The sequence below is a fragment of the Pseudomonas sp. 3A(2025) genome, from assembly GCF_054589175.1.
In genome coordinates this window covers 1-305 of sequence record NZ_BAAILM010000068.1, presented here as the reverse complement: position 1 = coordinate 305, position 305 = coordinate 1, and the positions used below count along the sequence as shown (strand labels likewise).

Annotated in this window: 1 rRNA gene; it reads left to right on the top strand. The window is 51.5% G+C overall.

Going from position 1 to position 305, the window contains the following annotated elements:
• Window positions 1-305 (top strand): 23S ribosomal RNA (locus ACYP2A_RS22230); the annotation flags it as partial.

The window sequence follows — 305 nt, the reverse complement described above, 5'->3', positions numbered from 1 at the left end:
GATGATGCGGTAGAGGAGCGTTCTGTAAGCCTGTGAAGGTGAGTTGAGAAGCTTGCTGGAGGTATCAGAAGTGCGAATGCTGACATGAGTAACGACAATGGGAGTGAAAAACTCCCACGCCGAAAGACCAAGGTTTCCTGCGCAACGTTAATCGACGCAGGGTTAGTCGGTCCCTAAGGCGAGGCTGAAAAGCGTAGTCGATGGAAAACAGGTTAATATTCCTGTACTTCTTGTTACTGCGATGGAGGGACGGAGAAGGCTAGGCCAGCCTGGCGTTGGTTGTCCAGGTTTAAGGTGGTAGGCTG